At 67.0% G+C, this 24,915-nt stretch carries 22 protein-coding genes; 3 read left to right on the forward strand and 19 right to left on the reverse strand.

The features are described from left to right. Position 1 precedes the first annotated feature (1 nt). The 15 genes from hisC to AC6LKD_RS02475 all read right to left on the reverse strand — a co-directional run bounded on the left by hisC (position 2) and on the right by AC6LKD_RS02475 (position 13,729). On the reverse strand, positions 2–1,141 hold the full coding sequence (gene hisC, locus AC6LKD_RS02405) for a histidinol-phosphate transaminase (RefSeq protein WP_498114949.1): 1,140 nt from the start codon (positions 1,139–1,141) through the stop codon (positions 2–4). Then, the gene (hisD, locus tag AC6LKD_RS02410) at positions 1,138–2,442 is read right to left on the reverse strand and encodes a histidinol dehydrogenase (RefSeq protein ID WP_498114950.1); all 1,305 of its coding nucleotides are present in this window, start codon (positions 2,440–2,442) and stop codon (positions 1,138–1,140) included. Before hisD ends, hisC begins: the two co-directional genes overlap by 4 nt. 53 nt (positions 2,443–2,495) lie before the next feature. After that, positions 2,496–3,173: an ATP phosphoribosyltransferase gene (gene hisG / locus AC6LKD_RS02415; RefSeq protein ID WP_013390951.1), complete on the reverse strand. Its 678-nt coding sequence runs from the start codon at positions 3,171–3,173 to the stop codon at positions 2,496–2,498. Then, positions 3,170–4,435, reverse strand: coding sequence for a UDP-N-acetylglucosamine 1-carboxyvinyltransferase (gene murA, locus AC6LKD_RS02420; protein ID WP_492275775.1), 1,266 nt, complete (start codon positions 4,433–4,435; stop codon positions 3,170–3,172). Before murA ends, hisG begins: the two co-directional genes overlap by 4 nt. Continuing rightward, positions 4,435–4,680 carry a BolA family protein gene (locus tag AC6LKD_RS02425; protein WP_013390953.1) on the reverse strand — a complete coding sequence of 82 codons (246 nt, stop codon included), beginning with the start codon at positions 4,678–4,680 and terminating at the stop codon, positions 4,435–4,437. The genes murA and AC6LKD_RS02425 overlap by 1 nt, the downstream gene beginning before the upstream one ends. A 5-nt stretch (positions 4,681–4,685) precedes the next feature. Continuing rightward, positions 4,686–5,498: an ABC transporter permease gene (locus AC6LKD_RS02430; protein WP_013390954.1), complete on the reverse strand. Its 813-nt coding sequence runs from the start codon at positions 5,496–5,498 to the stop codon at positions 4,686–4,688. Then, positions 5,495–6,307: an ABC transporter ATP-binding protein gene (locus AC6LKD_RS02435; RefSeq protein WP_013390955.1), complete on the reverse strand. Its 813-nt coding sequence runs from the start codon at positions 6,305–6,307 to the stop codon at positions 5,495–5,497. Before AC6LKD_RS02435 ends, AC6LKD_RS02430 begins: the two co-directional genes overlap by 4 nt. Before the next feature lie 169 nt (positions 6,308–6,476). Beyond that, the gene (locus AC6LKD_RS02440) at positions 6,477–7,106 is read right to left on the reverse strand and encodes an MlaC/ttg2D family ABC transporter substrate-binding protein (RefSeq protein ID WP_013390956.1); all 630 of its coding nucleotides are present in this window, start codon (positions 7,104–7,106) and stop codon (positions 6,477–6,479) included. A 39-nt stretch (positions 7,107–7,145) separates the two neighbouring features. Then, positions 7,146–7,964 carry an MlaA family lipoprotein gene (locus AC6LKD_RS02445; protein ID WP_013390957.1) on the reverse strand — a complete coding sequence of 273 codons (819 nt, stop codon included), beginning with the start codon at positions 7,962–7,964 and terminating at the stop codon, positions 7,146–7,148. A gap of 81 nt (positions 7,965–8,045) precedes the next feature. Further along, positions 8,046–8,543, reverse strand: coding sequence for an outer membrane lipid asymmetry maintenance protein MlaD (gene mlaD / locus AC6LKD_RS02450; RefSeq protein ID WP_013390958.1), 498 nt, complete (start codon positions 8,541–8,543; stop codon positions 8,046–8,048). A gap of 12 nt (positions 8,544–8,555) precedes the next feature. Next, complete coding sequence (gene mlaE / locus AC6LKD_RS02455) at positions 8,556–9,344, reverse strand: lipid asymmetry maintenance ABC transporter permease subunit MlaE (RefSeq protein ID WP_013390959.1); 789 nt, start codon at positions 9,342–9,344, stop codon at positions 8,556–8,558. Further along, a complete protein-coding gene (locus AC6LKD_RS02460; RefSeq protein ID WP_013390960.1) occupies positions 9,341–10,177 on the reverse strand; it encodes an ABC transporter ATP-binding protein in 837 nt (278 codons plus the stop codon). The genes mlaE and AC6LKD_RS02460 overlap by 4 nt, the downstream gene beginning before the upstream one ends. Positions 10,178–10,420: 243 nt before the next feature. Further along, on the reverse strand, positions 10,421–11,482 hold the full coding sequence (locus tag AC6LKD_RS02465; protein ID WP_498114952.1) for an NAD(P)H-dependent flavin oxidoreductase: 1,062 nt from the start codon (positions 11,480–11,482) through the stop codon (positions 10,421–10,423). A 17-nt stretch (positions 11,483–11,499) separates the two neighbouring features. Beyond that, positions 11,500–12,477 (reverse strand): Bug family tripartite tricarboxylate transporter substrate binding protein, encoded by a 978-nt coding sequence (locus tag AC6LKD_RS02470; protein WP_498114954.1) that lies wholly within the window; start codon positions 12,475–12,477, stop codon positions 11,500–11,502. A gap of 25 nt (positions 12,478–12,502) precedes the next feature. After that, positions 12,503–13,729 carry a YbfB/YjiJ family MFS transporter gene (locus AC6LKD_RS02475; RefSeq protein ID WP_498114955.1) on the reverse strand — a complete coding sequence of 409 codons (1,227 nt, stop codon included), beginning with the start codon at positions 13,727–13,729 and terminating at the stop codon, positions 12,503–12,505. Positions 13,730–13,793: 64 nt separating this feature from the next. Here AC6LKD_RS02475 and AC6LKD_RS02480 point away from each other — a divergent pair, with 64 nt between their 5' ends. Continuing rightward, positions 13,794–14,666 carry a LysR family transcriptional regulator gene (locus AC6LKD_RS02480; RefSeq protein WP_498114956.1) on the forward strand — a complete coding sequence of 291 codons (873 nt, stop codon included), beginning with the start codon at positions 13,794–13,796 and terminating at the stop codon, positions 14,664–14,666. A 22-nt stretch (positions 14,667–14,688) separates the two neighbouring features. Here the strand turns inward: AC6LKD_RS02480 and AC6LKD_RS02485 are convergent, their stop codons facing one another. From AC6LKD_RS02485 to AC6LKD_RS02500, 4 genes are all read right to left on the reverse strand, one after another. Beyond that, positions 14,689–15,327, reverse strand: coding sequence for an OmpW/AlkL family protein (locus AC6LKD_RS02485; protein WP_013390965.1), 639 nt, complete (start codon positions 15,325–15,327; stop codon positions 14,689–14,691). Between the two features lie 194 nt (positions 15,328–15,521). Next, entirely contained in the window at positions 15,522–16,988 is a 1,467-nt protein-coding gene (locus AC6LKD_RS02490) for a glutamate synthase subunit beta (RefSeq protein ID WP_013390966.1), read from the reverse strand. 8 nt (positions 16,989–16,996) lie between these two features. Then, positions 16,997–21,736, reverse strand: coding sequence for a glutamate synthase-related protein (locus tag AC6LKD_RS02495; protein ID WP_498114957.1), 4,740 nt, complete (start codon positions 21,734–21,736; stop codon positions 16,997–16,999). 368 nt (positions 21,737–22,104) lie between these two features. Then, the gene (locus AC6LKD_RS02500; protein WP_013390968.1) at positions 22,105–22,866 is read right to left on the reverse strand and encodes a hypothetical protein; all 762 of its coding nucleotides are present in this window, start codon (positions 22,864–22,866) and stop codon (positions 22,105–22,107) included. Positions 22,867–23,099: 233 nt separating this feature from the next. Between AC6LKD_RS02500 and fghA the strand changes: the two genes are divergently transcribed. Both fghA and AC6LKD_RS02510 read left to right on the forward strand, forming a co-directional pair. Then, positions 23,100–23,966, forward strand: coding sequence for an S-formylglutathione hydrolase (gene fghA, locus AC6LKD_RS02505; RefSeq protein ID WP_498114958.1), 867 nt, complete (start codon positions 23,100–23,102; stop codon positions 23,964–23,966). A 94-nt stretch (positions 23,967–24,060) separates the two neighbouring features. Then, positions 24,061–24,750 carry a hypothetical protein gene (locus AC6LKD_RS02510; RefSeq protein WP_207469200.1) on the forward strand — a complete coding sequence of 230 codons (690 nt, stop codon included), beginning with the start codon at positions 24,061–24,063 and terminating at the stop codon, positions 24,748–24,750. The last annotated feature ends 165 nt before the right edge of the window (positions 24,751–24,915 follow it).

Consider the following 24,915-nt stretch of genomic DNA (forward strand, 5'->3'; position numbering starts at 1 on the left):
GTTAAGCACTCAAAATCTCTTGCAGGGCGGATAGCAAGGCGGCGTTTTCAGCCGGGGCGCCCACCGAGATGCGCAGGCAGTCGGCCAGTAGCGGATGGGCGTTGGAGAAGTTGCGAATCAATATTTTGCGCGTTTTCAGGGCAAGATGCACGGCGTTGCCGTCCAGCTTGCCGGAAAAGCGGGCAAGAACGAAGTTGCCGGCGGAAGGGAATACCCGCACCCCGGGCAACTGGGCCAGCGCGGCGGCCAGCGGCTCGCGGTCCGCGCGCAGGCGGGCGGCCTGTTCGTCCAGCACCGGCTTGTGGCGCAGCACGGCCGACAGCGTGGCCTGGGTCAGCACGTCCAGGTTGTAGGGCGGGCGGACCTTGTTCAGTTCCGCGATCCAGGCGGGGTGTCCGGCCAGGTAGCCAAAGCGCAGGCCGGCCAGGCCGATCTTGGACACCGTGCGCATGACGACCACGTTCGGCGCGTCCAGCACCTGCGGCATCCAGGTGCGGTCGGCGAAGGGCTGGTAGGCCTCGTCCAGCACCACCAGGCCGGGGGCGGTGGCGATGATGGCCGCTACGTCCTCGTCGGACCAGAGCCCGCCGGTGGGATTGTTGGGCACGGCCAGGAACACCACCTTGGGCTGGTGTTCGCGGATGGCGGCCAGCATGGCCGGCAAATCCAGGGTCAGGTCGGCCGTCAGCGGCACGCCGACGAAGCGGGCGTGGTCGAAGCGCGCGGCCATGTCGAAGTAGACGAACGACGGCCAGGGCGACAGCACCGCGTCGCCGGGGTTGCAGCAGGCCTGCACCACGATGTGGATGAGTTCGTCCGAGCCGTTGCCGAACAGCACGTCCGCGGCGTCCGGCACGCCGAAGGCCGTTTTCACGGCATCTTGCAGCGCAGACAGGTCGGCTGCGGGATAGCGGTTCAGCGGCGTGTCGCGCACGGCGCGGGCGATGTCCTCGCGCGCCGCCTCGGGCAGCTCGTAGGGGCATTCCATGGCGTCGAGCTTGATGCAGCCCTCCGCGTTGGCCACGGGATAGGCGGCCAGTTCGCGGATGTCCGCCCGGACCGTGCCGGCAATGCGGCCGGCAACGCCTGCCGTAGTAGCCACGCTTGCGGGATTGTCTTCGGGGCGGTCCGGCAGGCTCATGGCTGGTCGATCCGGTACTGGGCGCTGGCGGCGTGCGCCTGCAGGCCCTCGCCCAGCGCCAGTTCGGCGGCGATGCGGCCCAGCTTCTGGGCGCCCTGGTGCGAAACCTGGATCAGGCTGGAGCGCTTCTGGAAGTCATAGACGCCCAGCGGCGACGAAAAACGGGCCGTGCGCGAGGTCGGCAGCACGTGGTTGGGGCCGGCGCAGTAGTCGCCCAGGGATTCGGAGCTGAAGCGGCCCATGAAGATGGCGCCGGCGTGGCGGATCTGCGCGGTCCATTTCTCGGGCTGCTCGGTGGAGATCTCCAGGTGCTCGGGTGCGATGTCGTTGGCGATGCGGCAGGCTTCTTCGAGGTCCTGGACCAGGATCAGCGCGCCGCGGTTGGCCAGGCTGACGCGCAGGATGTCGGCGCGCGGCATGGTGGGCAGCAGACGTTCGATCGAGGTTTGCACCTCTTCGATGAAGGCGGCGTCCGGACACAGCAGGATGGATTGCGCGAGTTCGTCGTGTTCGGCCTGCGAGAACAGGTCCATGGCGATCCAGTCGGCCGGCGTCTTGCCGTCGCAGATGACCAGGATTTCGCTGGGGCCGGCGATCATGTCGATGCCGACCACGCCGAACACGCGGCGCTTGGCGGCGGCGACGTAGGCGTTGCCCGGGCCGACGATCTTGTCGACGGCCGGTACGGTGGCGGTGCCATAGGCCAACGCGCCCACGGCCTGCGCGCCGCCAATGGCGAAGACGCGGTCCACGCCGGCGATGGCCGCGGCGGCCAGCACGATGGGGTTGCGCACGCCGTCGGGCGTGGGCGTGACCATGACCAGTTCCTGCACGCCCGCGACCTTGGCCGGGATGGCGTTCATCAGCACCGAGGACGGGTAGGCGGCCTTGCCGCCAGGCACGTACAGGCCCACGCGGTCCAGCGGGGTGACCTGCTGGCCCAGCATGGTGCCGTCGGCGTCGGTGTAGGTCCAGGTCTCGGCGCGCTGGCGTTCGTGGTAGCTGCGCACGCGCTCGGCGGCGGCTTCCAGCGCGTTGCGCTGGGCGGCCGGCAGCGCGGCCAGGGCCGCATGCCAGTCCGCCTTGGGGATCTCCAGCGTCTGGGCCGATGCGCCCGGCATGCGGTCAAAGCGCTGCGTGTATTCCACCAGCGCGGCATCGCCGTGGGCGCGCACGTCGGCCAGGATGCCGGCTGCGGCGCGGTCGATGGATTCATCCTCGGTGGCCTCGAAGGCCAGCAGCGTGGACAGGGCGGATTTGAATCCGGGGTCGCGGGAGTCGAGACGATTGATCAGGGCCATGGCGTCATGCAGCAAGCAGGTAACGGCCGCCGCGGCGTCGCGGCGGGCGAGGGTCAGGCGTTGCGGGAGGTAGCTCTCTCGAAGGCGTCCAGCAGCGGTTGCAGGCGGGCGCCGCGGGTCTTCAGCGCAGCCTGGTTGACGATCAGGCGCGAGGAGATCGGCATGATGTCTTCCACCGCGACCAGGTCGTTGGCGCGCAAGGTGCCGCCGGTGGACACCAGGTCCACGATGCAGTCGGCCAGGCCCACCAGCGGCGCCAGTTCCATCGAACCATACAGCTTGATGATGTCCACGTACACACCCTTGGCCGCGAAGTGTTCACGGGCTGACTGCACGTACTTGGTGGCCACGCGCAGGCGCGCGCCCTGGTGGACGGCGCCTTCGTAGTCGAAGCCCTTGCGCACGGCCACGGCCAGGCGGCACTTGGCGATGTTCAGGTCGATGGGTTGGTACAGGCCGCCGGGCTGTTCCTTGGCGTGCTCGATGAGCACGTCCTTGCCCGCGATGCCGAGGTCGGCCGCGCCGTACTGCACGTAGGTGGGCACGTCCGAGGCGCGCACGATGATCAGGCGCAGGCCGGGATCGCTGGTGGGCAGGATCAGCTTGCGCGAGCTTTCGGGGTTCTCGGGGACTTCGATGCCGGCCTCGGCCAGCAGCGGCATGGTCTCTTCGAAAATGCGCCCTTTGGACAGCGCCAGGGTCAGGGGGGGGACGACGGTGGCATCGTTCATGCCTGTTCCTTGGTAACGCGTTGGATGTTCGCGCCCAGGGCGCGCAGTTTGACTTCCATCTGGTCGTAGCCGCGGTCCAGGTGGTAGATGCGGTCGACCAGGGTTTCGCCTTCGGCCGCGAGGCCGGCGATGACCAGGCTGGCCGAGGCGCGCAGGTCGGTGGCCATGACGGTGGCACCAGACAGCTTCGGCACGCCGCGCACGATGGCGGTGTGGCCGTCGATGTCGATGTCCGCGCCCATGCGGCGCAGTTCCTGCACGTGCATGTAGCGGTTTTCGAAGATGGTCTCGACGACGACCGAGGTGCCGTCGGCCACGGCGTTCAGCGCCATGACCTGGGCCTGCATGTCGGTGGCGAAGCCGGGGTACTCCAGCGTGCGGAAGCCCACGGCGCGGGGGCGCGAGGACATGGCGCAGCGGATCCAGTCGGGGCCGGTCTCGATGGTGAGGCCGGCCTCGGTCAGCTTGCTCAGGGTGGCGCCGAGGATGTCCGCGTCGGTGTTGCGCAGGACGATGTCGCCGCCCGCAGCGCCCACCGCGCACAGGAAGGTGCCGGCTTCGATGCGGTCGGAAATGACGCGGTGTTCGGCGCCGTGCAGGCGGTCCACGCCGTCGATCACGATGCGGCTGGTGCCGTGGCCCTGGATGCGCGCGCCCATCTTGATGAGCAGTTCGGCCAGATCCACCACTTCAGGTTCGCAGGCGGCGTTCTCCAGCACGGTCTGGCCTTCGGCCAGCACCGCGGCCATCAGCAGGTTCTCGGTGCCGGTGACGGTGACCATGTCGGTGCGCACCGAGGCGCCCTTCAGGCGCTTGGCGCGCGCCACCACGAAGCCGTGTTCGATGCTGATTTCCGCGCCCAGGGCGGCCAGGCCCTTGATGTGCTGGTCCACCGGACGCTGGCCGATGCTGCAACCGCCAGGCAGGCTGACGCGGGCTTCGCCGAAGCGCGCCAGCAGCGGCCCCAGCACCAGGATGGAAGCCCGCATGGTCTTGACCAGTTCGTAGGGGGCTTCCAGCTTGTCGACCTGGTTGGCCTGCAGCGTGACCGTGCCGTCCGCGTCACGCTCGGCGCGCATGCCCATGCGGCCCAGCAGGCGCAGCATGGTGGCCGTGTCGTTCAGGTGCGGCACGTTGCTGAGGGTCAGCGCGTCGGCGGTCAGCAGGCCGGCGCACAGGATGGGCAGGGCCGAGTTCTTGGCGCCGGAGATGGAGATTTCGCCGTGCAGGCGCGAACCTCCGGTGATGCGTAGCTTGTCCATTACTTGCCTGCTTGCTGGTATTCGGCGGGCGTCAGGGTGCGCATGGACAGCGCATGGATCTCGGCCTTCATGCGGTCGCCGAGCGCGGCGTAGACCAGTTGATGGCGCTGGATCAGGCGCTTGCCTTCGAAGGCGGTGCTGACGATGACGGCGTCGAAATGGGAGCCGTCGCCTTGCACGTCGAGATGTTCACAGGGCAGGCCGTCCGCAATGTATTGGCGGACTTGCGCGGGAGTGGGAAGCATGGACGTCAGTTCCTGAGTTTGTAGCCGCTGGCCAGTAGCCGCAGCGCATAGAGCGATAGCGCGAGGAACACCCCCGTCACCACGGCCAGGCTGCGCCAGGGGGAGACGTCCGACACCGAGAAGAATCCGTAGCGGAAGCCGTCGATGGTGTAGAAGATGGGGTTCCAGTGGGACACGCTCTGCCAGAAGGCGGGGAGCGTATGGATGGAATAGAACACGCCAGACAGGAAGGTGGCCGGCATGATGAGGAAATTCTGGAAGGCCGCGAGCTGGTCGAATTTCTCGGACCAGAGGCCCGCGATCAGGCCCAGCACGCCCATGATGCCGCAGGCCAGCACGGCGAAGACGGCCAGCCACAGCGGGTGGGCGGGGATCAGCGACACGAAGAACAGCGCCACGACCCACACGCACAGCCCGACCGCGAGGCCGCGCACGATCGCCGCCAGCACGTAGGCGGCGAAGATGTCGCGGTGCGACAGCGGCGGCAGCAGCATGAAGACCAGGTTGCCCGTGATGCGGCTCTGGATGAGCGATGACGAGGGATTGGCGAAGGCGTTCTGCAGCATGCTCATCATCATGAGCCCGGGTATCAGGAACGCCGTGTAGGGCACGCTGCCGTACACCATGACGCGCCCTTCCAGCACATGAGCGAAGACCAGCAGGTACAGCAGCGCGGTGATGACGGGGGCGGCGATGGTCTGGAAGCTGACCTTCCAGAAGCGCAGCAATTCCTTGCGCAGCAAGGTCGGGAAGCCGGAGCCCGCATCCAGGCGGGGCTGCACCAGCGGCTGGCTGGCGGTCGCGGCGGGCTGGGTCATGACGAGATCTCTTCGGGTTGCAGGGCGGGCGCGGGCTGCTCGTCGCCTGCGTGCATGATGCGCACGAAGGCGTCTTCGAGGTCGACCCCGCCGACGCGGGCCATCAGGGCCTGGGTGGTGTCCAGCGCCACGATGCGGCCGCGCTTGAGCATGGCGATGCGGCCGCACAGGGCTTCCGCTTCTTCCAGGTAGTGGGTGGTCAGCATGATGGTGTGGCCGGCCTTGTTCAGGCGCGAGATGAATTCCCACAGCGTGCGCCGCAGGTCCACGTCCACACCGGCGGTGGGTTCGTCCAGCACGATTACCGGCGGGCGGTGCACCAGCGCCTGGGCCACCAGCACGCGGCGCTTCATGCCGCCGGACAGCGCCCGCATATTGGAGTTGGCCTTGTCGGCCAGCCCCAGGTTGAACAGGATTTCGTCGATCCAGTCGTCGTTCTTGCGCAGGCCGAAATAGCCGGATTGGATGCGCAGGGTCTCGCGTACCGTGAAGAACGGGTCGTAGACCAGCTCTTGCGGCACCACGCCCAAAGCTCGCCGCGCCGACTTGTAGTCGGCCACGACGTCGTATCCACAGACCGTGGCGCGGCCCGAACTGGCATGCGCCAGGCCGGCCAGGATCGAGATCAGCGTGGTCTTGCCGGCGCCATTGGGGCCGAGCAGGCCGAAGAACTCGCCGTGTTCAATATTCAGGCTGACATTGTCCAGCGCCTGGAAGCCGGCGGCGGGCGCGCGCCCGAGCAGCTTCTGCCAGCCGCGCTGGCGCGGGGAGTAGACCTTGGAGACGTTTTCTAGACTGACGGCGGACATGACGGGGGGAAATGGCCCGGAAAGAGCGAATTGATCATTATATAAGCGCGTCGCTGCGGGCCGGGTCGGTATCCCTGGCATCTCGCCGGGTATCCGATTGGTCTGTCCCTAAAACAATCGGCCCGGCGGGCCACAAGGGCGCGCCGGGCCGCGATAGCCGCAAGGCCGGTCATTGATTGCGCTGGTTCAGCGCCTGGATCAGGCCGTCGATGCCGTTCTGATTGATCTGCTGGGCGAACTGGTTGCGGTAGTTCTCGATCAGCCAGATGCCTTCGACGTTCATGTCGTAGATCTTCCAGCCCTGGGGCGTCTTTTCCAGGCGGTAATCGACGCCGGTGGGCTGGCCGTTGGCCTGGCTGATCAGCGTGCGCACGACCACGTCGTCGGCCTTGGGATCGCCGCGGAACGGCAGCGCGGTGACGTTGGTGCTGGGCGTGACGCGGGTCAGCGCGCCGCTGTAGGTGCGTACCAAGGTGCCGCGGAAGGCCTCGGCCAGCGCTTTTTTCTGCGCATCGGTAGCCTGGCGCCAGTAGCGGCCGGTGGCCAGCCGGGTGGTCTTCTGGAAGTTGACGTAGGGCAGGATGTGCTCGTTGACGACCTGGTTGATGCGGGCGGTGTTGCCCGCCTTGACGGTGCCGTCGGCCTTCAGCACGTCCAGGGCCTCATTGGCCGTGGCGAGCACGAACTGGTCGGGAGAACCGTTGGGGTCGGGTTTGGCCTGCGCGCCGGCGGTCAGGCCCAGGGCCAGGAGGCCCGTGAAAACCAGACGCTGCAGCAGGGAAACAAAGGAAACTCGCATCAAAACTCCTTACTTGTACTGAGGGCGCAACGCGGCGGATTACTTGGCCGCAGGTTGCGCCGCGGGTTGCGCAGCGGGCTGTGCCGCCGGCTGCGCGGCGGGGGCGGCATCGTCCTCGTCGTCTTCGTAGTTGGGCAGCGCGGACTCGTCGTCCACCTTCTGGCCCAACACCATGGCGGCACGGCGCTGCAGGTAGGCGTCGCGCACGAAGCTGTAGGGATCGAGTGCGACGCGGTCGATGGTGTCGGTGGCGCTCAGCAGGCTGGCGCGCGTATCGACCACGCGCAGGCCCCACAGCGAGTTGCGCAGGCGGACGTTGTCGATGGAATCCACGCCCATGTAGCCGTAGGTCGTGCCGGCGTAGTCGCCGATCAGGCCTGCGCCGTCGCGCACCGACGACGAGCCGAAGAACGGCAGCACCAGGTACGGGCCCTGGCTGAAGCCCCACACGCCCAGCGTCGTGCCGAAGTCGTTCGGGATGCGGCGCGCGCCATTGGCCGAGGCGACGTCGAAGCAGCCGCCCACGCCCATGGTGGTGTTGAACAGGAAGCGGCCCAGCGTGTTGACGAAGTCGTGGCCGCGGCCTTGCAGGAAGCTGTTGGCGCCGGACCAGAGGTCGCCGACGTTGCTGAAAATGTTGTGCACGCAGCTGCGCACCGGCTGCGGCGTGACGAAGGTATAGGCCTGCGCCACCGGCTTGAAGACGGCGCGGTCGACCGTGTCGTTGAACTTGTAGACGCCCCGGTTGAAGCCTTCCCAGGGGTCGCGCGGATCCGGGTTCTGCGGCGCGGCGCAGCCTGCCATGAGCGCGCCCGCGGCGGCGACGGTGGCAATCCTGCTAATAGCTTTCTTGTTCATGATCAGGACATCCCTATCAACGATTCTTATCATATTGCGTACTGCGGACGCGCTGCTGTTACCGCGTCTGTCGCATTGTCTTTAATTTGGCGTTTTCGCGGCGGGTTCCGGCGCGTTCGAGCCTTGTTTCTCCGCCGACCCGTACAGGAACTGGCTGATCAGTTGTTCAAGCACCACAGCGCTTTGCGTGTAGCGGATCTTGCCGCCGTCGGCAAAGTTTTCCTCTTCGCTGCCCGCGCTCAGGCCCAGGTATTGTTCGCCCAGCAGACCCGACGTCAGGATGGACGCCGAAGTGTCCTTGGGGAACTGGTAGGCCGTTTCCAGGTTGACCGAGACGACCGCCTGGAAGGTCTTGTCATCGAACGAGATGCCGGCAACCCGGCCCACGACAACCCCGGCGCTCTTGACGGGCGCGCGCACCTTGAGGCCGCCTACGTTATCGAAGTTGGCCGTCAGCGTATAGGTCGGGGCGAAAGAAAAGGTGCTCAAGTTGCCGGCGCGCAACGCCAGGAACGCCAGCGCGACCGCGCCCAGCAATACAAACAGGCCTACCCAGAAGTCGGTTTTTTCGCGAGACATGATCGATCCGTATCAATTTCCAAACATCAAGGCGGTGAGCAGGAAGTCCAGCCCAAGTACCGCCAGGGAGCCCACCACCACGGTGCGCGTGGTCGCGCGGGCAACGCCTTCAGGGGTGGGCTTGGCCTGCCAGCCCTCGTAGAGCGCGACCAGCGTCACCGTGACGCCGAAGACCAGGCTCTTGATGACGCCGTTGGCCACGTCTTTCCAGACGTCGACGCCGTTCTGCATTTGCGACCAGAACGCGCCGGCGTCCACGCCGATCAGCAGCACGCCCACGACCCAGCCGCCCAGGATGCCCACCATGGAGAACACCGCCGCCAGAATGGGCATGGCGATGATGCCGCCCCACAGGCGCGGCACCAGCACGCGGCGTATGGGGTCGACGGCCATGACTTCCATGGCCGCCAGTTGTTCGCCGGCTTTCATCAGGCCGATTTCGGCGGTGAGCGAAGTGCCCGCGCGGCCGGCGAACAGCAGCGCCGTGACCACGGGCCCCAGTTCGCGCACCAGCGACAGGGCCACCAGCAGGCCCAGCGCTTCTTCGGAGCCGTAGCGGTTCAGCGTGTAATAGCCCTGCAGCCCCAGCACGAAGCCCACGAACATGCCGGACACGGCGATGATCAGCAGCGAGTAGTTGCCGATGAAGTGGACCTGCTGCGACACCAGGCGCGGACGCGACAGGGCAATGCCGCTGCGCGCCAGCATGGCGCCGAAGAACCGGGTGAAGTAGCCGATGCCGGAAACGCGGGTGCGCACCCAGCCGCCCAGCGCGCCGATGGCGTTGTTGGATCCGCTCATGCGCGGCGTCCCTCCTGTTGCGAAAGCCACTTCTTGAAAGCGGGCGTCTCGGGGTATTGGAACGCGACCGGGCCGTCGGGCTCCCCTTTGAGGAACTGCTGCACGTAGGGGTCCTGCGACGCCGACAGCATTTCGGGGGTACCGGCGGCGGCAAGCTTGCCCTGCCCGACCAGGTACACCTGGTCCGCGATGGCAAACGATTCGTGCACGTCGTGCGTGATCAGCACCGAGGCGCAGCCGAGGCGGTCGGCCAGGCTGCGGATCAGGCGGGCGGTAATGCCCAGCGAGATCGGGTCCAGCCCGGCAAACGGTTCGTCGTACAGAATGAGTTCGGGTTCCAGCACCACGGCGCGGGCCAGTGCCACGCGCCGGGCCATGCCGCCCGAGATCTCGGCCACCTTCAGGTGCGCCGCCGCGCGCAGGCCGACGGCGTCGAGCTTGTCCAGCACGCGCTCGGTGACTTCCGGTTCCGCCAGCTTGGTGTGCTCGCGCAGCGGGAAAGCCACGTTCTCGAACACGTTCAGGTCGGTGAAAAGCGCGCCCTGCTGAAATAGCACGCCCATGCGCGTGCGCAGCGATTCCAGTTCGGCGCGGTTGACGTGGGCCATGTCCTGGCCGAAGGCCAGCACCCGGCCTTGCTGCGCGGTGAGCTGGCCGGTGGCCGCGCGCAACAGCGTGGTCTTGCCCGAACCCGATCCGCCCATGATGGCGACCACCTGGCCGGCGCGCACGTCCATGGAGATGTCGCGCAAGACGGTGAAATCACCATAGCCTAGCGCCACACCTTCCAGGCGCAGGGCGAATTCCGGGGTCTTGCTGGTTTGAGCGGGCATGGGCAACGAAAGGGTGTTTCGGCGGCGGAGCTTGCCCTGCTGTCCGGTAGGCGCATCCGGCAATACGTGGGGCCGGCGCGGCTAAGACAGGCGGCGTCGGGAAGCGCCCTGTTACTCATATGCCGGGGGCGAGATGGTGCCTGGGCTCCCGGCGGCGAGGCGCCATTGTAGCCCGACGCTTTGTAATCACAACGCGGGACCCCGCAAGTGGAACAGTGTTTTCGGTTCAGGGAACAATACGGTTCAGCGCCGGGCCTGCGCCGCCGCGGTTTCCCGGGCCAGCCGCTCGACCAGGTCGGCGGTGGTCTCGCGCCGAGCGAGCGGCGCGCCCTGGCCGGCCCACAGGGACAGCACGTCGGTGTCGCCGGCCTTGCCGCCCGCCGTGCGCATGGGGCGCGTCAGCGCGTTCTGCAGGGGATACGGCAGGATGTCGGCCGCGATGGCGTCGGCCTCGCGCATGAAGGCGTTTTCGATGCCGCGGGCGGGCCGGCCCGAAAACGCACGGGTCACCCGCGACTGTTCCGCCCGGGAGGCGGGCAGGAGCGCCTTGTAGGCCTCATTGATGCCGGACTCCTGGGTGGTCAGGAAGGCCGTCCCCATTTGGGCCAGGTCGGCGCCCAGCGCCAGCGCGGCGGCAATGCCGCGGCCGTCCATGATGCCGCCAGACGCAATAACAGGGACCGATACTGCATCGGCCACCTGGGGCACCAGCGCCATGGTGCCGATCAGCGACTCCTCGAAACCGCCCAGGAAGGTGCCGCGATGGCCGCCCGCCTCGGCGCCCTGCGCCACGATGGCGTCCACGCCATCCTGTTGCAGCGCGACCGCTTCGCGCACGGTGGTCGCGGTGCCCACGGTCAGGATGCCCAGCTCGCGGCAGCGCGCGATTGCCGCGGCGGGCATGCGGCCGAAGGTGAAGCTGAAGACGGCCGGGCGCACGCGCAGGATGGCCTCGATCTGTTGCGGCAACGGGTCCGCCTGCGGGCCGGGCGCGGCGGGAGCCGCCAGACCCAGCTGCTGGTGGTAGCGCGCCATCAGGGCCAGCATGCGGTTGGCGTCGCCGCGCATGGGCTCGTCCGGCACGGAGGCGAACAGATTGATGGCGAACGGCAGCGGCGTGCGCGCGCGAATGTCGCGCGCCGCCGCCTCGATCTGCTCGGGACTCATATAGGCCGCCCCGAGCGAACCCAGGACGCCCGCCTTCGATGATTCAGATACCAGCTCCACCGTCGTGGCGCCGCCGGCCATGGGGGCCTGGACGATGGGATGGTGCAGCTTGAGCAGATCAATCAGACGGGAAGCCATGGAAGTCTCCTGGAAGGTTACTGAAGCTGGATGTTTCCAGCCTTGATGACGTGGGCCCACTTCTCGGTTTCGCTCTTGATGAAGGCGCCGAATTTCTCGGGCGTGCCGCCGCCGGCCTGGCTGCCGGTGTCGGCGATGGCCTTCTGCACGTCCGGCTCTTTCAGGATGCGGTTGAACTCGGCGTTGAGCTTGGCGATGATGGGCGCGGGCGTGCCGGCGGGGGCGACGATGCCCTGCCAGTTGTAGGACTCGAAGCCCGGCAGGCCGGATTCGGCCATGGTCGGCACATCGGGCAGCACGGCCAGGCGCTTGGCGGACGTGACCGCGATGGGGTGGATCTTGGCGCCCTGGATTGCGGGCAGCGCGGAATAGCCCATTTCGAACATCATCGAGATATGGCCGCCCATCAGGTCGGTCGCGGCCAGGCTGCCGCCCTTGTAGGGCACGTGGACGATGTCGATCTTGGCCTGTTCGCGGAACATTTCGCCGGACAGGTGGTGCGCGCCGCCCACGCCGGACGAACCGAAGGACAGCTTGCCGGGCTGCTTCTTGGCCAGCGCGATCAGGTCCGCCAGGGTCTTCACCGGCAGTTCGTTGTTCACGCTCAGCACCAGCGGGCTGTTTTCGATCAGGATGATCGGGGCCAGATCTTTCTGCGGGTTGTATGGCATGTCCTTCATCAGCGTCGGATTGACCGCCATGGGCGCCAGGTTGCCCGTGCCGATGGTGTAACCGTCCGGCGCGGCGCGCGCGATCAGGTTGGTGCCGACCACGCCGCCCGCGCCCGCCTTGTTCTCGACCACGATGGGCTGGCCCAGCGAGTCGCCCAGCTTGCGCGCCAGGAGGCGCACCCGGGTGTCGGCGAAGCCGCCCGGCGCGTAGGGCACGATCATGGTGATGGGCTTGGCCGGCCAGTCGGCGGTCTGGGCCTGGGCGGCGCCGCTGAAGGCGGCGGTGGCTGCCAGGGCGGCAATAAGGGGACGCAATGCTTTCATACAGATGACTCCTGGTTTTGTTTTTTTAATGTGAACGGGCCCGCGGGCCGATCGCATTATGCCCAGCGCCAGCGTCATCTGTCGTGATCTTTCCCAAACGCCATGCGGACAGCGCCAGCAGCGCCGCGCTGGCCGCCAACACTTGCGGCAGGCCCGCGCCCCAGCGCGCCGCGTACGACGCCAGCAACGGTCCCAGGATCTGCCCCGCGGCGAACGCCGCGGTCATGAGAGCCGCCGCGCGCGGCGCCGAGGCGCCGGCCGAACGCCTGGCGGCGATCATGCCCGCCTGCGTGATCACCATGAAGGTGCCGCCCACCAGCACCGCGGCCAGGATCACGGCGGCAATGTGATGCCACAACGCCACGGCCACCATGCCCAGCGCCATCAAGGCCTGGGCGGCGCGCCAGACCTGCACGCTGTCGCGGCCCCGGGCCAGGCGTGGAACCAGCAGGCAGGACACGGCCGCCGCCAAGCCGAACAGGGGCCAGGCCCAGCCGAAAATGGCCGGGTCGGGAATGATCTCCTTGGCCATCGCCGGCAGAAAGGTGGCCGGAATGATGTAGCCCACGCCGAAGACGCCGTAGTGCAGCGCCAGCCGCGGAATGTCGCGCGGCAGCCGGGCGGAGGACGCCGCGCTCGCCGTCGACGTAGCCGCCGCTACCGACTGGCGGCGCAAGCCTGGCCAGGCGATGGCGGACAGCGTCAGCGCCAGGCCGCCCAGGGCCATCCAGACCGTGTCGGCGCGCGCGTTCCAGGCTGCCAATGCCAGGCAGGCCAGTCCCGTCAGTGCGATGCCCGCGCCCACGCCGGCAAAGGTCACGGCGGAGGCGTCCGCTTCGCGCGGGTCGCCCGCGGGCACCGCCCGCCACGCCGCCACGCAGATGAAGGCGCTGGCGCTGGCGTAGCCGGCGGCCAGGCGCAGTGCGCACCAGACCGCCATGCCGTGCCAGAGCGGCATGGCCAGGGTCAGCAGCGCCACCGCCAGCAGGCTGGCCGCCAGCGTGCCGCGCAGCCGGCGGATGGGCCAGACCACGGCGGCCAGCGCGCCCAGCAGATAGCCCGCGTAGTTGGCCGAGGCCAGCCAGCCGCCCTGCGCCAGCGACAGGCCGTCCTCCTGCGCCATCAGGGGCCAGACCGGCGTGAAGGCGAACCGGCCTATCCCCATGGCGGCTGCCAGGGCCAGCGCCGCCGGCCAAGCCAGGGCGGCGGCGCTGCGCGACGCGGAGACGGAAGGGTAAATGGGCGTTGACATAGCCCTACTCTACGGCTGTACTAATATCTTTAGTAGTGAATAATTAAGATAGTGAGTTCTCAAAATGAGAAACTTGGACCTTGATGCGCTACAGATCTTCAAGGCGGTCGCCGACCAGGGCGGGGTGGCGCGCGCCGCCGCGCACCTGAACCGCGTGCAGTCCAACGTGTCGACGCGCCTGAAGCAGTTGGAGGCCTCGTTGCAGGCGCCGCTGTTCCGGCGGCAGAACCGCCGGCTGGTGTTGTCGGACCAGGGCCGCGTGCTGCTGTCCTACGCCGACCGCCTGCTGCGCCTGGCGGATGAAGCCCAGGCCGCGGTTCGTGACGGTTCCCCGCAGGGCGTGCTGCGCATCGGCACCATGGAAAGCACGGCGGCCGCGCGCTTGCCGCCCATCCTGGCGGCCTATCACGCAGCCTGGCCGCAGGTGCGGATCGAACTGGTGACAGGCACGTCGGCCGCGCTGGCGGCCAAGGTGCGCAACTACGAGATCGAGGCCGCGTTCGTGGCCCAGCCCTTTCCGGCCGAGGGCCTGGCGGCGCTGGATGCGTTCAAGGAAGAGCTGGCGCTGATTTCGCCGCTGGCCTGGGATCCGATCGACAGTCCCAGGGATCTGGGCGACCGCAGCGTCATTGCCTTCGCGTTGGGGTGCTCGTACCGGCGCATCCTGGAATCATGGTTGAACCAGGAAGGTGTCGCGCCTGGCAAGGTGATGGAGTTCGCTTCGTACCACGCCATCGTCGCCTGCGTGGCCGCGGGCTCGGGCGTGGCCATCGTGCCGCGCTCGGTGCTGGCGGTGCTGGGAGCGGAGCACACGGTGCGCGTCGGCGCCCTGTCCGGCTCGCATGGTCGGGCCCTGACCCAGCTGGTCTGGCGCGCCGACGACGATACGCCGGCGTTGCAGGCCCTGCGGCACAAGCTGGCGGCGCCGCAAGGCTGAGGCAGGCCGCGCTCCGCTTGCTTTAGAAGCGGTAGCCGACGCCGATGGTCGCGACCCACGGGTCGATGCGCGCGGTGCCGATGTGCTGGCCGTCCAGCTTCACCTTGGAGCGGATGTCGATGTAGCGGATATCCGCATTCATGAACCAGCGCTCGTTGATCTTGAAGTCCGCGCCCAGTTGCGCCGCCACGCCCCAAGAGTCGCCCAGCTTCAGGTTCGAGCCCTTCAGCGCGCCTTCCGCCTTGGTGTCGAAGAAGTGGGTGTAGTTGATGCCCACGCCGATGTAGGGCTGGATCATGCTGTCGGGTAGGATGTGCCATTGCAGGCTCAGGGTCGGCGGCAATTGCTTGGTCGAGCCGATCTTGCCCAGGCCGCTGCCGCTGACGTCATGCTGGAACGGCCAAGCGCCCAGCAATTCGATGCCGATGTTGCGCGTGGCCATGTAGGTCAGCGTGAAGCTCGGGCGCACGTTGTTGTTCACGTCCAGCCCAACGCTGCCATTGAGCACGGTGCCGTTGTTGGACGAGGGGCGGACCTGCGTAACGCCGACCTTGAACAGCACGTCGCCCGCTTCGTGGGCGTGCGCGGGGGCGGCGAGCGTGCCAGCGGCGATCAGGCCGGCGATGGCGGTGGCGCGGATACGGCCGTTCAGCGAAAACATTCTCTTCTCCGATCTTTCCATTGGGTGAGACAACAGGTTCTCAAACCTGGCGTCCGGCCCGCTTGATGTGTGTCAAATCGTGAAAAGACCGCAATTGAAAAGTGGTTATGTTGCAACACGCCGGCGTGCAGACAAAAAAATCGCCGCCGGCGCAAAGCGCTCGGCGGCGATCTGATTAAGCCTGATCGGGGTGATCAGCGCGGCAGTTCGCTGCTGCCCATGAGGTAGGCGTCCACCGAGCGCGCGCACTGGCGCCCTTCGCGGATGGCCCAGACCACCAGGGACTGGCCGCGGCGCATGTCGCCGGCGGTGAAGACCTTCTCGACGTTGGTGCGGTAATCATCGGTATTGGCGCGCACGTTGCCGCGCGCGTCGCGGTCCACGCCAAAGGCGTCCAGCACCGTCTGCACGGGCGACACGAAGCCCATGGCCAGCAGCACCAGGTCGGCCTTGATCTCGAACTCCGAGCCCTCGACCTCGCGCATCTTCATCTGGCCGGTGGCTTCGTCCTTGAACCATTCGACGCGCGCGCCGACCAGCTTCTCGACCTTGCCGTTGCTGCCCTGGAGCAGCTTGGTGGTCACGGACCAGTCGCGCTCGCAGCCTTCCTCGTGCGAGGAGGAGGTGCGCATCTTGAGCGGCCAGTACGGCCAGGTCATGGTCTTGTTTTCGCTCTCCGGCGGCTGGGGCATCAGCTCGAACTGCGTGACCGAGGCCGCGCCGTGGCGGTTGCTGGTGCCGACGCAGTCGGAGCCCGTGTCGCCGCCGCCGATCACCACCACGTGCTTGCCCTTGGCCAGCGTCTGATTGGTGAGGCGATCGCCCGCCACCGCCTTGTTCTGCTGGCGCAGGAAGTCCATGGCGTAATACACGCCCGACAGCTCGCGGCCGGGTACCGGCAGGTCGCGCGGGGTTTCGGAACCGCCGCTCATCACCACCGCGTCGAACTCGGCCAATAGCGAGTCCGGCGTGCGCACCGTCAGGCCGTCGGCCACGGGATCGCTGGGGTTGCCGATGTAGGTCGACGGCGCGAACTCCACGCCTTCGGCTTCCATCTGCGAGATGCGGCGGTCGATCTGGTGCTTTTCCAGCTTGAAGTCGGGGATGCCGTAGCGCAGCAGGCCGCCGATGCGATCGCTCTTCTCGAACAGCGTCACCGAGTGGCCGGCGCGCGCCAGTTGCTGCGCGCACGCCATGCCGGCGGGGCCGGAGCCCACCACGGCGACCTTCTTGCCGGTCTTGCGCGCCGGCACCTGCGGCGACACCCAGCCCTCGGCCCAGCCCTTGTCGATGATGGCGTGCTCGATGGACTTGATGCCGACAGCGTCGCTGTTGATGTTCAAGGTACAGGCGGCTTCACACGGCGCCGGGCAGATGCGGCCGGTGAACTCGGGGAAGTTGTTGGTGGAGTGCAGCACGTCCAGCGCGCGCTTCCAGTCCTGGCGGTACACCAGGTCATTCCAGTCCGGGATGATGTTGTTGACCGGGCAGCCGTTGTTGCAGAACGGGATGCCGCAGTCCATGCAGCGCGCCGCCTGCTGCTTGGCTTGGTCGTCGCTCAGGTGCAGCACGAATTCGCGCCAGTTCTTCAGCCGCTTCTGCGGGGCCTCGGAGGCCTCCTGCAGACGCTGAAATTCCATAAAGCCGGTTATCTTTCCCATGGTATCCCTCACGCAGCCAGTTGTTGCGGGTTGGCTGCACGCCACATTTCACCCAATGCGCGGCGGTAGTCCGTCGGCATGATTTTCACGAATTTGCCGCGCGAGGCTTCCCAGTCGCCCAGGATTTCGCGGGCGCGGAAGCTGCCGGTGTAGCGGAAGTGGTCTTCCACCAGGCGGCGCAGGATGGTTTCGTCCGTTTCGCGTTCGCCGCCGCGCTGCGCGCTGTGCCAGACGTCGATGTTGTTCTGGGCAAGCTGTTCCGCGTGCGGCACGATGCTTTCCAGTTCGACCATGGACAGGTTGGCGCGCTGCTTGAGCGTGCGTTCCGGATCCCACACATAGGCCACGCCGCCCGACATGCCGGCCGCGAAGTTGCGGCCGGTGGCGCCCAGCACCACGACGGTGCCGCCGGTCATGTATTCGCAGCCGTGGTCGCCGGTGCCTTCGACAACGGTGGCCGCGCCCGAGTTGCGCACGGCGAAGCGTTCGCCGGCCACGCCGTTGAAGAACGCCTCGCCCGCCAGCGCGCCGTACAGCACGGTGTTGCCGGCGATGATGTGGTCGGGACCGAAGCCGCGGAAGTCGTTGGGCGAGCGCACGATGATGCGTCCGCCGGACAGGCCCTTGCCGACGTAGTCGTTGCCTTCGCCCACCAGGTCCATCGTGATGCCGTGGGCCAGGAACGCGCCGAAGCTCTGGCCGGCGGTGCCGTTGCACTGGATGTGGATGGTGTCGTCCGGCAGGCCCTCATGGCCGTAGCGCGAAGCCACCGCGCCCGACAGCATGGCGCCGATGGTGCGGTTGCGGTTGCGCACGGGGACGATGAACGAAACCTTCTCGCCGCGTTCCAGTGCCGGCTTGCTGCGCTCGATCAACTGGTGGTCCAGCGCGCCGGCCAGGCCGTGGTCCTGCTCTTCGGTCTGACGCACGTCGGCGTCGGACTGGGTTTGATGGAATACGCGGGCAAAGTCCAGGCCCTGGGCCTTCCAGTGTTCCACGCCCGAACGCATGTCCAGCAGGTCGGCGCGGCCGATCAGGTCGTCGAACTTGCGGATGCCCAATTGGGCCATGATTTCGCGCACTTCCTCGGCGATGAAGAAGAAGAAGTTCACGACGTGCTCGGGCTTGCCCTGGAATTTCTTGCGCAGGACCGGGTCCTGCGTGGCCACGCCCACCGGGCAGGTGTTCAGGTGGCACTTGCGCATCATGATGCAGCCTTCCACGACCAGCGGCGCGGTGGCGAAGCCGAATTCGTCGGCGCCCAGGAGCGCGCCGATGACGACGTCGCGGCCGGTCTTCATCTGGCCGTCGGCCTGCACGCGGATGCGGCTGCGCAGGCGGTTGAGCACCAGCGTCTGCTGGGTTTCGGCCAAGCCCAGTTCCCAGGGCGTGCCCACGTGCTTGATGGACGACACCGGGGACGCGCCCGTGCCGCCATCATGGCCGGCGATCACGACGTGGTCGGCCTTGGCCTTGGCCACGCCCGCGGCCACCGTGCCCACGCCCACTTCGGACACCAGCTTGACCGACACCGAGGCCTTGGCGTTCACGTTCTTCAGGTCGTGGATCAGCTGGGCCAGGTCTTCGATCGAGTAGATGTCGTGGTGCGGCGGGGGCGAGATCAGGCCCACGCCCGGCACCGAGTAGCGCAGCTTGGCGATGTATTCGGACACTTTGTGGCCGGGCAATTGGCCGCCTTCGCCGGGCTTGGCGCCTTGCGCCATCTTGATCTGGATCTGGTCGGCCGACGACAGGTATTCGGCGGTCACGCCGAAACGGCCCGACGCCACTTGCTTGATCTTCGAGCGCAGCGAGTCGCCCTTCTTCAGTTCGACGTCGGCTTCGATGCGGTCCGTGCCCAGCACCGAGGCCAGCGTGTCGCCGTCCTTGATGGTGCTCTTGCCTTCGCGCATTTCGGCGCGGTAGCGCAGTTCGTCCTCGCCGCCTTCGCCGGTGTTGGACTTGCCGCCGATGCGGTTCATGGCCACGGCCAGCACCGAGTGCGCCTCGGTGGAGATCGAGCCCAGCGACATGGCGCCGGTGGCGAAACGCTTGACGATGTCCTTGGCGGATTCGACGTCGTCCAGCGGAATGGCGCGCGACGGGTCGAAGCGGAACTCGAACAGGCCGCGCAGGGTCATGTGGCGACGGCTCTGGTCGTTGATGATCTGCGCGTATTCCTTGTACGTGCGGTAGTTGTTGGCGCGCGAGGCGTGCTGCAGCTTGGCGATGGAATCCGGCGTCCACATGTGCTCTTCGCCGCGTACGCGGTAGGCATATTCGCCACCCGCGTCCAGGTCGTTGGCCAGGACCGGATCGGTGCTGAAGGCGGCGCGGTGCTGGCGCAGCGCTTCCTCGGCCACCTGGAAGATGCCGATGCCTTCGATGTTGGAGGCGGTGCCGGTGAAGTACTTGTTCACCAGGGCGGTCTGCAGGCCCACGGCTTCGAAGATCTGCGCGCCGGTGTAGGACATATAGGTGGAAATGCCCATCTTGGACATGACCTTGTTCAGGCCCTTGCCGATGGCCTTGATGAAGTTCTTGACCGCCTTTTCGGGGTCGTTCATCTTGCCCAGCGATTCCAGCGCCAGGTAGGGGTGGATGGCTTCGGCGCCGTAACCGCCCAGCAGCGCGAAGTGGTGCACTTCGCGCGCCGAGCCGGTTTCCACGACCAGGCCGGTATTGGTGCGCAGGCCGGCGCGGATCAGGTGCTGGTGGACCGCGGACGTCGCCAGCAGCGCGGGGATGGCCACGCGCTCGCTGTCGACCAGGCGGTCGGACACGATCAGGATGTTGTAGCCGCTGCGCACCGCGTCGACGGCGCGCGCGCACAGCGCAGCCACGCGGGCTTCGATGCCCTCGGGGCCCCAGGCGGCGGGATAGGTGATGTCCAGCTCAAAGCTGCGGAACTTCTTGCCCGTGACCTGCTCGATGTCGCGGATCTGCGCCATGGCGGCGAAGTCCAGCACCGGCTGGGACACTTCCAGGCGCAGCGGCGGATTGACGTTGTTGATGTCCAGCAGGTTCGGCTTGGGGCCGATGAAGGACACCAGCGACATCACCAGCTGTTCGCGGATGGGGTCGATCGGCGGGTTGGTGACCTGCGCGAACAGTTGGCGGAAGTAGTTGTAGAACGGCTTGGCGCGGTCGGACAGCACGGCCAGCGGGGCGTCGTTGCCCATCGAGCCGATGACTTCCTCGCCCGTCGAGGCCATGGGCTCCAGAATGAACTTGTAGTCTTCCTGGGTCCAGCCGAAGGCTTGCTGGCGGTCCAGCAGCGACACCGGCGATTGCGTGGCAACGGCGGCCTGGCGCGGCGCCGGCAGCGATTCCAGCTTGATCTGCAGGCGTTCGATCCACTGGCGGTAAGGCCGGTTGTTGGCCAGTTGCAGCTTGATCTCGGCGTCGTCGATGATGCGGCCCTGTTCCAGGTCGATCAGGAACATCTTGCCCGGCTGCAGGCGCCACTTCTTGACGATGCGGTTTTCGGGGATGGACAGCGTGCCGGCTTCGGACGCCAGGATGACCATATCGTCATCGGTGACCAGGTAGCGGGCCGGACGCAGGCCGTTGCGGTCCAGGGTGGCGCCGATCTGGCGGCCGTCGGTGAACGCGACCGCGGCGGGGCCGTCCCACGGCTCCATCATGGCGGCGTGGTATTCGTAGAAAGCGCGGCGGCTTTCGTCCATCTGCGTGTGCTGTTCCCAGGCTTCCGGGATCATCATCATCATGGCGTGGGCCAGCGAGTAGCCCGAATTCACCAGCAGTTCCAGGCAGTTGTCGAACGTGGCGGTGTCCGACTGGCCTTCGTAGACGATGGGGTACAGCTTCTTCAGGTCGTCGCCCAGCACGGCCGACTGCATCATGCCTTCGCGCGCGCGCAGCCAGTTGAAGTTGCCCTTGACCGTGTTGATTTCGCCGTTGTGGGCGATCATGCGGTACGGGTGGGCCAGCGGCCAGGCCGGGAAGGTGTTGGTCGAGAAGCGCTGGTGCACCAGCGCCAGGGCGGACACCGTGCGGGTATCGGCCAGGTCGCGGTAGTAGCGGCCGACCTGGTCGGCCAGCAGCAGGCCCTTGTAGACCACGGTGCGCACCGAGGCCGAAGGCACGAAGTATTCCTTGCCGTGCGCCAGATGCATGTTCTGGATGGCGTGGCTGGCGGTCTTGCGGATCACGTACAGCTTGCGCTCCAGCGCGTCCGGCACCATCACGTCGGCGCCGCGGCCGATGAACAACTGGCGGATCACGGGTTCGCAGGCGCGCACGGTGGGCGACATGGGCATGTCCACGTCCACCGGCACGTCGCGCCAGCCCAGGACGACCTGGCCCTCGGCGCGCACGGAGCGTTCCAGTTCCTGTTCGCAGGCCAGGCGCGAAGCCGTTTCCTTGGGCAGGAACACCATGGCCACGCCGTACTCGCCGGGAGGCGGCAGCGTGATGCCTTGATGGCCGAGTTCGTCGCGGTAGAGCGTGTCGGGGATCTGGATCAGGATGCCGGCGCCGTCGCCCATCAGCTTGTCCGCGCCGACCGCGCCGCGGTGGTCCAGGTTTTCCAGGATTTTCAGGCCCTGCTGGATGATGGCGTGGCTTTTTTTGCCCTTGATGTGGGCCACGAAACCGACGCCGCAGGCGTCATGTTCGTTCTTGGGGTTGTACAGACCCTGGGCGGAAGGCAGCCCGATGCGGCTGGCATCGATGGGGGTCGCCTTGGGCGGGGGACAGGAGTCGATCGGGGTAATTTGGGGCATGGCGCGCTCCGCAGTGGGCCTGCGTCGTAATGTTGCAGTGCAGGAGACGGACAATACCCCCGGTGGGAGTAGGGTGCAATAGGAATAAATAGGGTGTGTCCCTATTTATATATATGGCTTGTCATTCTTCGTTAATTCGGTGACGCATCATGAGCCGCGCCACACGGGGCTTGCCGCTGGGGTATACACCAGGAGGGTGCCTCCACGCCTGGGAAATGGCCATTTTTCCGATTATACGTCCCCAATTTAATGGGGAATTTTGCAGGTATGAAGCGATGCTTGGCGTTGCGGAAATGCAAATGCATCCGCCGGCCTGCGCTGCCGCGGCCGGAAAAAATGAAGAACCCGCCATTCAGGCGGGTCCGCAATCAGGAAGAGGTCGACGTAGGCGTCGTGGTGGGAGGCGCGGAACTCGACTCGGCGTCGGAGGATGCGGCGGCTGGTTTCTTGCGCGGACGTCCGCGCTGGCCGGGGGCGACCCGGCGGCTGGCGGTATGGGCCAAGCTGGCGATGAAAGCGGGACCGCCCAGCGCCCATTGTCCGGAGACCGCCTGGTCGATACGCTGCGTTTCCTCGCGCGACAGGCCGTCCTGCAAGCGCTTGCGGTAATTGGCCTGGCGGTCGAACGGGGTATTGCCACAGGCCCAATAGTCCGCGTGATCCGACTGCCACTGCGCTGGAGCCGCGGTGGTATTGCCGGTATGGCTGGCGGCGGAGGACCAGGGCCAGGAATCCGGATCCTGCGATGCGCCGCTGCGCACCGGATAGGTTTCCAGCCAGACCAGGGATGGCAGCACCCAGGCGCCCGGCTCCAGCAAGGCCGAGCGGTAGCGGCCCGCGAAGACCCGGCCGCCGCGCAGACGCGCCGCCAGGTTGCGGCCCAGCGTTTGCATGAGGCGGGGCAGGCCTTCCTCGTCCGCGGGCGTGGCCAGCAGCAGGATGCGGTCATTGGCCAGCAGCCAGCCGTGAACCGAGACGCGGTGGCGTTGGGCGGATTCGCCTAGCCACGTAGCCAGTTGGTTCAAGATGTCGGCCGGCGCGGGTTGCGACGGCGCCGCCAGCGGCTGGATGAAGTTGGCCTGCACCAGTTGGGGCAGCCCAGGGGCGTACAGACGGGGCAGACGGGCCATAGTGTCAGGACTTGCGTATCTGGAAGAACGGGTTGTCTTCGCTCACGGTATATAAATAGTGCCACGGTGGGCGCTGGTCAAGTCCCGTGATCATGTCGGGGCAGGAAATCGCTTTTTTTTCTGTCGTTCGTACCCCATAAAGCCCAGGTTAACATTCGGCGACGGAACGTCGCACCGTGGGTATCCCCTAATCCGCGGGCGTTTTTTCCGACCCCTACGACCGGAGGAAAGCAATGGCAGTCGCCCTGGAACTCATTTCGCAGCATCGCTGCTTCGGCGGCTGGCAGCGCTATTACCGCCACGAGTCCGCGGAGATCGGCCTGCCCATGCGCTTCTCCGTCTACGTGCCGCCGCAGGCAGAACAAGGTCCAGTGCCGGTGCTGTTCTACCTGGCCGGCCTGACCTGCACGGAAGAAACCTTCATGATCAAGGCGGGCGCGCAGCGCTTGGCCGCGGAGCTGGGCGTCATGCTGGTCGCTCCGGACACCAGCCCGCGCGGCGCCAATGTGCCTGGCGAGGAAGAAAGCTGGGATCTGGGTACCGGCGCGGGCTTCTACGTGGACGCCACCACGCCCGCCTGGCGCGGCCACTACCGCATGTACAGCTATGTGACGCAGGAACTGCACGGCATCGTCACCGGCGAGGCGCTGCCCGGCGACGCCTCGCGCACCGGCATCTTCGGCCATTCCATGGGCGGCCATGGCGCGCTGGTGCTGGCGCTGCGCAACCCCGGCAAGTTCCGCTCGGTGTCGGCGTTCGCGCCTATCGCCGCGCCCAGCCAGTGCCCCTGGGGCAAGAAGGCGTTCGGCGCTTACCTGGGCGACAAAGTCGAGGATTGGGCCTCTTACGACGCGTCCGCGTTGATGCGGGGCGCGGCCAACCCGTTCCCCGCCGGCATCCTGATCGATCAGGGCGAGTCGGATCAGTTCCTGGCCGAACAGTTGTATCCCGAGGTATTCGAGGCGGCCTGCGCCGCCGCTGGGCAGCCGCTGGACCTGCGACGCCACCCGGGCTACGACCACGGCTACTACTTCATCTCGACCTTCATCGAGGATCACATCCGGTTTCACGTCGAGCGGCTTGGAAAACCGGCGCCCTGAGGGGGCGCTTCTATACTGGCGAGCCTGCCGCCGCAGGCTTATATCGCGCCCCGGGGCGCCGCCTGCGGTCTGTGCTCAATAGGAAACGCCTGATTTGATCAACGGAATCGCTCCCTTCGTCTGGATACTGTTGGGCGCCGTCGTCGTCCTGCTGCCTGGCATCGTCATGCTGCTGGGCCGCGGCGGCCCGCGCGACGAGCGCGGCCGCAAGGTGTTCCAGTTCCGGCCGGTGCGGCGCTTGTTCGGCCTGATGCTGGTGCTGCTGGGCTGTGTGTCCGGCCTGCTGGCGCTGTCGCTGGTGCAGTTCTTCCGCCTGACGGCCGACGAGCCGGTGGCGCGCATCGAAGTCCGCCAGGTGGCCGACGGCCAGTTCCAGGTCAACGCCAGCGCGCCCGGCACCGGGAGCAAGCAGTACGTGCTCTACGGCGACCAGTGGCAGATCGACGCGCGGGTGGTGCGCTGGCGCTTGCCGGCGTTGATGGCCGGCGTGCCGCCGCTGTATCGGCTGGAACGCTTGTCCGGCCGCTATAGCGACGCGGCGCGAGAGGCCTCGGCCACGCGTTCGGTGCATGCGCTGGACGACTGGCCGGCGCCTGATCTGGCGTCGCTGAAGAAGAATTTCCCGAACTGGTTCCCCTTTGTCGATGTCCAATTTGGCAGCGGCGCGTATATGCCGATGTTCGACGGTGCGCGTTACCAGGTACTGATGGATCCGCGCGGGGCGCTGTTCGTGCGGCCCGACGGCGAGGCCACGGCCGAAGGCCTGAAACGTCTGGGCTGGTAGTGGCGCTTCCGCACCGCGTCCGCTGAGCGGGCTGGCTGCCCAGTGGGACGCGTGTGGCCCTCGGCGTGTCACGGCGAGGTAACGATGGCCCCGCTACATCAAAAAATAAATGGGGACATATTTCGATCAAGGAAACTTTGACGCGCCGCAATAGTCGAATTAGCA

Source organism: Achromobacter sp. D7-1, assembly GCF_059760445.1.

What these genes read in the sequence shown, in the direction of transcription:
- AC6LKD_RS02460 (WP_013390960.1), bottom strand. Translation starts at nt 10,177, where the DNA reads ATGCCCGCTCAAACCAGCAAGACCCCGGAATTCGCCCTGCGCCTGGAA.
- hisD (WP_498114950.1), bottom strand. Translation starts at nt 2,442, where the DNA reads ATGGCCCTGATCAATCGTCTCGACTCCCGCGACCCCGGATTCAAATCC.
- AC6LKD_RS02445 (WP_013390957.1), bottom strand. Translation starts at nt 7,964, where the DNA reads ATGAACAAGAAAGCTATTAGCAGGATTGCCACCGTCGCCGCCGCGGGC.
- AC6LKD_RS02485 (WP_013390965.1), bottom strand. Translation starts at nt 15,327, where the DNA reads ATGTTTTCGCTGAACGGCCGTATCCGCGCCACCGCCATCGCCGGCCTG.
- AC6LKD_RS02480 (WP_498114956.1), top strand. Translation starts at nt 13,794, where the DNA reads ATGAGAAACTTGGACCTTGATGCGCTACAGATCTTCAAGGCGGTCGCC.
- AC6LKD_RS02470 (WP_498114954.1), bottom strand. Translation starts at nt 12,477, where the DNA reads ATGAAAGCATTGCGTCCCCTTATTGCCGCCCTGGCAGCCACCGCCGCC.
- AC6LKD_RS02440 (WP_013390956.1), bottom strand. Translation starts at nt 7,106, where the DNA reads ATGCGAGTTTCCTTTGTTTCCCTGCTGCAGCGTCTGGTTTTCACGGGC.
- AC6LKD_RS02425 (WP_013390953.1), bottom strand. Translation starts at nt 4,680, where the DNA reads ATGCTTCCCACTCCCGCGCAAGTCCGCCAATACATTGCGGACGGCCTG.
- hisC (WP_498114949.1), bottom strand. Translation starts at nt 1,141, where the DNA reads ATGAGCCTGCCGGACCGCCCCGAAGACAATCCCGCAAGCGTGGCTACT.
- AC6LKD_RS02435 (WP_013390955.1), bottom strand. Translation starts at nt 6,307, where the DNA reads ATGTCCGCCGTCAGTCTAGAAAACGTCTCCAAGGTCTACTCCCCGCGC.
- fghA (WP_498114958.1), top strand. Translation starts at nt 23,100, where the DNA reads ATGGCAGTCGCCCTGGAACTCATTTCGCAGCATCGCTGCTTCGGCGGC.
- AC6LKD_RS02495 (WP_498114957.1), bottom strand. Translation starts at nt 21,736, where the DNA reads ATGCCCCAAATTACCCCGATCGACTCCTGTCCCCCGCCCAAGGCGACC.
- AC6LKD_RS02430 (WP_013390954.1), bottom strand. Translation starts at nt 5,498, where the DNA reads ATGACCCAGCCCGCCGCGACCGCCAGCCAGCCGCTGGTGCAGCCCCGC.
- AC6LKD_RS02465 (WP_498114952.1), bottom strand. Translation starts at nt 11,482, where the DNA reads ATGGCTTCCCGTCTGATTGATCTGCTCAAGCTGCACCATCCCATCGTC.
- mlaE (WP_013390959.1), bottom strand. Translation starts at nt 9,344, where the DNA reads ATGAGCGGATCCAACAACGCCATCGGCGCGCTGGGCGGCTGGGTGCGC.
- AC6LKD_RS02500 (WP_013390968.1), bottom strand. Translation starts at nt 22,866, where the DNA reads ATGGCCCGTCTGCCCCGTCTGTACGCCCCTGGGCTGCCCCAACTGGTG.
- mlaD (WP_013390958.1), bottom strand. Translation starts at nt 8,543, where the DNA reads ATGTCTCGCGAAAAAACCGACTTCTGGGTAGGCCTGTTTGTATTGCTG.
- murA (WP_492275775.1), bottom strand. Translation starts at nt 4,435, where the DNA reads ATGGACAAGCTACGCATCACCGGAGGTTCGCGCCTGCACGGCGAAATC.
- AC6LKD_RS02475 (WP_498114955.1), bottom strand. Translation starts at nt 13,729, where the DNA reads ATGTCAACGCCCATTTACCCTTCCGTCTCCGCGTCGCGCAGCGCCGCC.
- AC6LKD_RS02490 (WP_013390966.1), bottom strand. Translation starts at nt 16,988, where the DNA reads ATGGGAAAGATAACCGGCTTTATGGAATTTCAGCGTCTGCAGGAGGCC.
- hisG (WP_013390951.1), bottom strand. Translation starts at nt 3,173, where the DNA reads ATGAACGATGCCACCGTCGTCCCCCCCCTGACCCTGGCGCTGTCCAAA.